Source organism: Marinobacter sp. UBA5687, assembly GCF_002420325.1.
Lineage (GTDB): Bacteria > Pseudomonadota > Gammaproteobacteria > Pseudomonadales > Oleiphilaceae > Marinobacter > Marinobacter nauticus.
In genome coordinates this window covers 1-7,306 of the sequence record NZ_DIHV01000039.1, presented here as the reverse complement: position 1 = coordinate 7,306, position 7,306 = coordinate 1, and the positions used below count along the sequence as shown (strand labels likewise).

The 7,306-nt window shown below is 56.0% G+C and carries 7 protein-coding genes and 1 tRNA gene; all 8 read left to right on the top strand.

From position 1 onward, the window contains the following. The first annotated feature begins 108 nt into the window (after window positions 1-108). The 8 genes from bamA (at window position 109) to B3Y70_RS04190 (ending at window position 7,301) form a co-directional block, all read left to right on the top strand. Window positions 109-2,427, top strand: a complete 2,319-nt coding sequence (gene bamA, locus B3Y70_RS04225; protein ID WP_286895796.1) for an outer membrane protein assembly factor BamA — start codon at window positions 109-111, stop codon at window positions 2,425-2,427. A 43-nt stretch (window positions 2,428-2,470) separates the two neighbouring features. Further along, on the top strand, window positions 2,471-2,968 hold the full coding sequence (locus B3Y70_RS04220) for an OmpH family outer membrane protein (protein ID WP_153741586.1): 498 nt from the start codon (window positions 2,471-2,473) through the stop codon (window positions 2,966-2,968). Window positions 2,969-3,009: 41 nt separating this feature from the next. Beyond that, entirely contained in the window at window positions 3,010-4,035 is a 1,026-nt protein-coding gene (gene lpxD, locus B3Y70_RS04215; protein ID WP_199451986.1) for a UDP-3-O-(3-hydroxymyristoyl)glucosamine N-acyltransferase, read from the top strand. Window positions 4,036-4,046: 11 nt separating this feature from the next. Next, window positions 4,047-4,484 (top strand): 3-hydroxyacyl-ACP dehydratase FabZ, encoded by a 438-nt coding sequence (gene fabZ, locus B3Y70_RS04210; RefSeq protein ID WP_011785996.1) that lies wholly within the window; start codon window positions 4,047-4,049, stop codon window positions 4,482-4,484. Next, window positions 4,484-5,275, top strand: a complete 792-nt coding sequence (gene lpxA / locus B3Y70_RS04205) for an acyl-ACP--UDP-N-acetylglucosamine O-acyltransferase (protein ID WP_153741584.1) — start codon at window positions 4,484-4,486, stop codon at window positions 5,273-5,275. The genes fabZ and lpxA overlap by 1 nt, the downstream gene beginning before the upstream one ends. Before the next feature lie 18 nt (window positions 5,276-5,293). Further along, entirely contained in the window at window positions 5,294-6,472 is a 1,179-nt protein-coding gene (gene lpxB, locus B3Y70_RS04200) for a lipid-A-disaccharide synthase (RefSeq protein WP_153741583.1), read from the top strand. Beyond that, window positions 6,472-7,155 carry a ribonuclease HII gene (rnhB, locus tag B3Y70_RS04195; protein ID WP_153741582.1) on the top strand — a complete coding sequence of 228 codons (684 nt, stop codon included), beginning with the start codon at window positions 6,472-6,474 and terminating at the stop codon, window positions 7,153-7,155. Before lpxB ends, rnhB begins: the two co-directional genes overlap by 1 nt. A gap of 69 nt (window positions 7,156-7,224) precedes the next feature. After that, window positions 7,225-7,301, top strand: a tRNA-Met gene (locus B3Y70_RS04190). Window positions 7,302-7,306 lie beyond the last annotated feature (5 nt).

Genomic DNA, 7,306 nt, shown 5'->3' with positions numbered 1-7,306 from the left:
GGTATGGCTTTGATACTGACTTTAATGGTGTTTGCTCTTTACAACGACCTGATGCGGTTGTGAGAATTGCGGGCTCCTTACCGCACATTAACCAGGCGAAATAACTGAATGAGACGTTCCCTTCTAGCTGTAGCCGTTGGCCTCGCAATTACCGCAACCGGTATAAAGCCAGCGCTGGCGGATGAATTCACGGTTGCGGATATTGAGGTAGAGGGCCTTCAGCGGGTTTCAGCGGGTTCTGTGTTTTCGGCTTTTCCGGTGAACATCGGCGAGCGTATGGACGAGACCAGGTTGGCCGACGCCATCAAGGATCTGTTTCGGACCGGATTGTTTACGGATATTCAGGCCAGTCGTGATGAAGGCGTGCTGATTCTGTCGGTGCGTGAACGCCCGTCGATTTCCTCCATTGAGATCGAGGGTAACAAGAATATCGAAACCGAGATGCTGATGGATGCCCTGGCCGGTGCGGGCCTGGAGGAAGGTCAGGTATTTCGGCGTGCTACCCTGGAGAAACTGGAACTGGAGATCCTTCGCTCCTACATCGCCCAGGGCCGCTACAACGCAAGAGTAAAAGCCACCGCGGAAGAGTTACCCAGGAACCGTGTTGCCATTCGCCTGGACATCAACGAGGGTTCTGTCGCTGCCATTCAGCACATCAATATTGTTGGGAACGAAGATTTCAGTGATGAAGAACTCATCGGCCTCTTCGAGTTGCGTACCAGTAGCTGGTGGAACTCGCTGACCAACAAAGATAAATACGCCCGGGAACGTCTGAGCGGGGATCTGGAGTCTCTGCGTTCGTTTTATCTTGATCGCGGCTATCTGGACTTCAACGTTGAATCCAGCCAGGTGTCCATCTCGCCGGACAAGCAGGAAGTCTTTATTGCTATTTCCGTTAATGAAGGCCCCCAGTACACCATCTCGGATATTCGTTTTCGGGGTGAGCTGATTGTCGGCGAGGAAGAGCTACGGAAATTCATTCCGGTTAAAGAAGGGGATGTATTCTCCCGTGCACAGATGACGGCGATTTCCGAAGCGCTCTCGTTCCGGCTCGGTCGCGAAGGCTATGCGTTCGCCAACGTCAACGCGGTACCGGAGCCGGGTGAAGACAATACAGCTGCTGTTACCTTCTTCGTGGAGCCCGGCAAGCGGGCGTATGTCCGCCGGGTAAACTTCGACGGCAACGTGTCCACCAAGGATGAGGTGCTGCGCCAGGAAATGACCCAGATGGAGGGCGGGGTAGCCTCGTCCGACCGCATCGAATTCTCCAAAACCCGTCTTGAGCGCCTTGGGTTTTTCCAGACGGTCGATGTCGAAACGGTTCCGGTACCCGGCACCGACGATCTGGTTGATGTGAACTACAGCGTGCAGGAGCAACCAACGGGCAGCTTGTCCGCGTCGGTGGGCTTCTCGCAAAATTCCGGCGTAATCCTGGGTGCCTCGGTCTCGGAGAACAATTTCTTCGGTACCGGCAAGCGCGTTTCGTTTGGTGTGAACGTCAGCGATTCGGTGAAAAGCGCCAATGTGTCTTATCTGGATCCATACTATACGGTGGACGGGGTAAGCCGGGGCTTCAGTTTGTTTGCCCGTGAGACCGATTACGAGGAAGAGGATATTTCCTCCTACCTGCTGGATGAATACGGTGGTCGGGTAACGTTCGGGTATCCGACAGATTCCATTACGCGGTTGAATTTCGGTGCTGGCGTTACCCAATCAAACATTAAGCCGGGTGTATTCTCAGCCCAGGAAGTTCGCGATTTTATCGCCGACGAAGGGGATTCGTTCACCAATTACTTCCTGTTTGGTAGCTGGCGGCGGAGTACTCTCAACCGAGGTGTACTGCCGACCAAGGGTTACAGTCATTCCCTGTCGCTGGATGTCGCTGTTCCAGGCAGTGACCTGACCTTCTACAAGGCGACCCACAAAACGGATTTCTATTTCCCGCTGACGGATTCTGCCAACTGGGTTTTACGGGCGCGAACTGAGATTGGCTATGGAGACGGCTACGGTGACCGCAGTCAGATGCCGTTCTTCGAGCATTTCTATTCCGGGGGCTATGGCTCTGTAAGGGGATATGAAGCAAACTCTTTGGGTAACAAGGCGGAGCGTGCAGCAGGCGACTTCTCGGATCCCGATCCGTTCGGTGGTAACGTTCTGACAGAAGGCGGGCTGGAGTTGATCTTCCCGACGCCTTTTGCAGGAGATTCGCGTTCGATGCGCACGTCGTTCTTTGTCGATGCCGGTCAGGTGTTTGATACCGAAAGAGGTTTTGACCCTGAGTTGGGTGAGGTACGGACTTCAGCCGGTATCAGTTTCCAGTGGATCACCGCGGTAGGTCCCTTGGCTTTCAGTCTGGCCAAGCCACTGAACGATAAATCCGGTGACGATACCCAGGTCTTCCAGTTCTCACTGGGGCAGACGTTCTGACCGGGCTATAAAAAAAGAAAGAATGAAACAAAGGAGAAGATTGATGACCCGTTTGATGACTATCCTTGCCGCCGCTCTTATGGCCTTCTCGGCCCAGGTGGCGGCGGAGACCCGTATTGGTGTGGTGGATCTGCGCCAGGCCCTGTTCTCTTCCAATGATGCCCAGGCCTTCAGCGAAAAACTCCAGCAGGATTTTGCCGGCGACGAAGCCCAGGTGCGTGAAGCTCAGGAGGCCGCTCGCAAGTTAAAGGATCGGCTGGAGAAGGATGGCGCCATGATGAACGAGAGCGAGCGTAATCAGTTGGCCGCCGAGTTTCAGGAAAAGGTAAAGGAGTTTAATTTCCTCAAGCAACGCCTCGACGCCACCGTTAACCAGCGCAAGCAGCAGTTTCTGGAAGGTGCGCGCCCTGAGGTGGACGTCGCTGTGAAGGAACTCCTGGAAGAAAATGACCTTGATCTGATTCTGCCCAGCGAAGCGGTGGTTTACGTCAAGCCGGAGATGAACCTCACCACACAGCTGCTCGAAAAACTGAACCAGTGATGTAGAAAGGGGCTCCCCGGCCCCTGTGTTTGGAGAAAACGATGACACAGAAGTCCTATCGGCTGCAGGAGATTGCCGAGGCATTGGGAGCGAGCCTCCGGGGAGACCCCGATATCCTTATTACCGGGCTTGCCACCTTGCAGGCAGCCGTCCCGGGCCAGATCAGTTTTCTGGCAAATCCCTCCTACGCCAAATACCTGAAAGATACCCGGGCGTCAGCGGTGATTGTGTCTGCGGCTGCGGCGGATGAAGTTCCGACCAATGTCCTGTTACTGGACAACCCCTACCTGGGCTATGCTCACCTCAGTCATTGGTTTGATCCGGCTCCCAAGGCTTCCCCAGGCATTCATCCAACAGCCGTGGTTGATGAGTCTGCCAGTATTCCTGAATCTGCTTCCATAGGCCCGCACGTTGTGATTGAGGCCGGGGTTCGTATTGGTGAGCGGGTGGCTGTCGACGCTGGTGGTTTTATTGGTGCAAGAGCATGTATTGGAGACGACAGTGTGCTTCGGCCCCGGGTCACGCTTGCTCATGATGTGGTGGTTGGTAAGCGCTGTCATATTCTCAGTGGCGCGGTGATTGGTTCCGACGGCTTCGGGTTTGCCAATGAAAAGGGTGTCTGGCATCGCATCGCGCAGCTCGGTGCCGTGGTGCTGGGCGACGACGTGGAGGTTGGCGCCAATACCACCATTGATCGTGGCGCTCTGGACGACACCACGATAGGCAACGGCGTAAAGCTGGACAACCTGATTCAGATTGCTCACAACGTGCAGATTGGTGATCACAGCGCGATGGCGGCCAAGGTTGGTATCGCAGGTAGCACCCGAATTGGCAATCACTGCGTGTTTGGTGGCGCCTCTGGCGTGGCTGGTCACCTCGAAATAGCCGATCAGGTTCACCTTACGGGTATGACCCTGGTGACCGGTGATATCCGGGAATCGGGGGTGTATTCTTCCGGCACTAGTGCGGATACCAATCGCCAATGGCGAAAAAATGCCGTCCGCTTTCGCCAGCTGGATGCTCTGGCGCGACGGATTAAAGAACTGGAAAAGAAATTAGAGGGCTGAGGCCGATCAAGATGATGCACATCGATGAAATTCTGGAGTACCTGCCGCACCGTTACCCCTTCTTGCTGGTGGATCGGGTGACTGAGGTCGAAAAAGGGAAGTCGATCAAGGGGTACAAGAATGTATCGTTCAACGAGCCCTTTTTTACCGGTCATTTTCCGGACAATCCGATCATGCCGGGCGTCCTGATCATTGAAGCCATGGCGCAACTGTCAGGAATTCTTGGTTTTGTGACTGTGGAACGGAAACCGTCGGATGGCGTGGTACAATATTTGGCTGGGTCCAGTAAAGCGCGTTTCAAGCGCCCCGTTTTACCGGGTGATCGCTTGGATATGGAGTCTGAGTTCATCTCTGGCAAGCGCGGTATCTGGAAGTTTGATTGCCGTGCACTCGTTGATGGCGAGGTGGTATGCGTGGCAGAAATACTTACCGCTGAGAGAGAAGTTTGATGGCGACAAATGACTGGTCGGGTGTCCATCCTCAAGCGATTGTGGACCCGTCAGCCAAACTGGCGGATAACGTGACGGTTGGCCCCTGGAGTTATATCGGTCCGGGGGTGGAGATTGGTGAAGGTACCGAGATTCTCTCTCACGTGGTTATCAAGGGGCCGACAGTGATCGGCCGCAACAACCGAATTTTCCAGTTCTCCAGTATCGGCGAAGAATGCCAGGACAAGAAATACGCTGGTGAGCTGACCACGTTGGTCATTGGTGATGACAATGTTATCCGCGAGAACTGTACGATCCATCGTGGCACCATTCAGGACCGGGGTGAGACCCGGATCGGTAATGGCAACTTGCTGATGGCTTATGTGCACGTGGCCCATGACTGTATTGTCGGAAATCATACCATTCTGGCCAACTGTGCCACCCTGGCAGGGCATGTGTCCGTGGGTGATCATGCCATTCTCGGTGGCGGTACCATGGTTCATCAGTTCTGTCATATCGGGCCCCACAGCATGGCTGCCGGGGGCAGTATCGTACTCAAGGATATTCCTGCCTATGTTATGGCCAGCGGCCAGTCTGCCCAGCCTCATGGCATGAATGTGGAAGGGCTGAAGCGACGTGGTTTTGCCAAGGATACGCTCCTTAGTCTTCGCAGGGCCTACAAAGTGGTTTATCGCCAGGGCCTGACGACCGAGCAGGCCATCGAAGAGCTGGAGCGCAACTTTGCCGATGTCCCAGAGGTACTCCCGCTGATTGACTCGCTCAAGGGAGCGGATCGCGGCATCATTCGTTAAGCCAGCCGGAGGCCGCTGGTGACACATCGACAGGCCAACTCGGCCACGTTCTCAGGACGAACCATAGCCATTATTGCGGGCGAGGCATCGGGAGATATTCTCGGTGCCGGCCTGATTCGTGCGCTAAGAAAGCGTTACCCGAAGGCTCGTTTTGTCGGCATCGGCGGCGATGAAATGATCGCTGAAGGCTTTCACTCGCTGGTGCCAATGGAACGGCTTTCCGTGATGGGCCTGGTGGAAGTGCTCGGGCGAATCCGCGAGCTGTTCAGTATCCGTGCCCGTCTGCTGGATTATCTGTTTACTACCCCCCCGGATGTTGTGGTCGGTATCGATTCGCCGGACTTCACACTGGCCATCGAGCGTCGATGCCGGGAAGCGGGCATCCCGTCGGTACACTACGTAAGCCCTTCAGTTTGGGCCTGGCGCCAGAAGCGTATCTTCAAGATTGCCAAGTCTGTCGACCTTATGTTGACCCTGTTTCCCTTTGAAGCCCGTTTTTATGAGGAGCATCATGTGCCGGTGTCTTTTGTGGGGCACCCTCTGGCCGACAGGATAGAGCTGGAACCGGATACTCTGGCGGCGCGGAAAAGTCTTGGTCTGGAGGTCGATAAACCTGTGCTGGCGGTGTTACCGGGTAGTCGAGGTGGTGAAGTTGAGCGCCTGGGTACTCTGTTTCTGGAAGCTTCCCGTTGGCTCCAGGCTCGCCGCCCCGATCTCCAGCTGGTTATTCCTTGCGTCAATCGGGATCGTGAACGGCAGGTGCGTGATCTGGTTGAATCCCTGGAGGTGAGCTTGCCTGTCACGCTGGTTCGTGGTCGCTCGAGGGAGGTGATGGCCGCCAGCGATGTGGTGCTGCTGGCGTCGGGTACCGCGACGCTGGAGGCTATGTTACTGAAAAAACCGATGGTGGTAGGTTACCGGCTCAGCGATTTCAGTTACAAGATATTGTCCAGGTTGGTCAAGGTTCCCTGGGTGGCGCTTCCTAATTTGTTGGCCCAGGAGCAGCTGGTGCCCGAGTTGTTACAGGACGACGCAACGCCGGAGAAGTTGGGGGCGGCGGTTCTGGAAAGGCTGGAAAACGAACAGGAACGCGACAGGCTGCACCAGGCGTTTCTGGAGTTGCACCAGGTGCTGCGCCAGGGCGCTGACGAACGTGCGGCGGCAGCGGTGTCTGAGCTGCTGGAGTCTCGAAGCTGATGGTGGCCAAGGCACTTCCTCCTTTTCAGTGTTCCTATCGCGGCTCGCTATTGGCGGGTGTGGACGAAGTGGGGCGTGGCCCGCTCATCGGGGCGGTTGTGACGGCCGCTGTGATTCTTGATCCAGTGCGGCCTATCCCCGGGCTGGCGGATTCCAAAAAGCTTACCGAAAAGAAACGCCTGCGATTATATGACGATATTCTGGAAAACGCGGCTGCCTGGAGCCTGGGCCGATGCGAGGCCAGTGAAATCGACGAGCTGAACATTTACCAGGCGACAATGCTGGCCATGAAGCGTGCCGTTGAGGGGCTCTCGATAGCCCCGGAGTACGTTCTTGTGGACGGGAACCGTTGCCCGAAGTGGCGCTGGCCATCCGAGCCCGTGATCAAAGGTGATAGTCGGGTTGAGGCGATCAGTGCTGCCTCCATCCTGGCAAAGGTGACGCGAGATCGCGAGATGGAGGCGCTGGATGTCCGGTTTCCGGGTTTTGGGCTCGCCCAGCACAAAGGGTACCCCACGCCTGTGCATCTCGAGGCGCTCAATCGCCTTGGGGTGACCCCGGAGCATCGCCGATCCTTTCGGCCGGTAAAGATGGCGCTGGATGCCGTCGGGGTTTATGGAGGTTCGTCCGCGCCTGTTCAGGAGTTGAACTATCCTGCCGATTTATTTGAAAATATCGATTGACAGGGTGCGGGGCCGGCGGTAGTATACGCGCCACGTTGACAGGGGTGGCCCGGTTAACAAACAGTTTGATGCGGGGTGGAGCAGTCTGGTAGCTCGTCGGGCTCATAACCCGAAGGTCGTTGGTTCAAATCCAGCCCCCGCTACCAGTAAA

Excerpts from the sequence above, each read along its gene's own strand:
- lpxD (WP_199451986.1), top strand. The coding sequence starts at position 3,010 with ATGACACAGAAGTCCTATCGGCTGCAGGAGATTGCCGAGGCATTGGGA.
- fabZ (WP_011785996.1), top strand. The coding sequence starts at position 4,047 with ATGATGCACATCGATGAAATTCTGGAGTACCTGCCGCACCGTTACCCC.
- lpxA (WP_153741584.1), top strand. The coding sequence starts at position 4,484 with ATGGCGACAAATGACTGGTCGGGTGTCCATCCTCAAGCGATTGTGGAC.
- bamA (WP_286895796.1), top strand. The coding sequence starts at position 109 with ATGAGACGTTCCCTTCTAGCTGTAGCCGTTGGCCTCGCAATTACCGCA.
- B3Y70_RS04220 (WP_153741586.1), top strand. The coding sequence starts at position 2,471 with ATGACCCGTTTGATGACTATCCTTGCCGCCGCTCTTATGGCCTTCTCG.
- rnhB (WP_153741582.1), top strand. The coding sequence starts at position 6,472 with ATGGTGGCCAAGGCACTTCCTCCTTTTCAGTGTTCCTATCGCGGCTCG.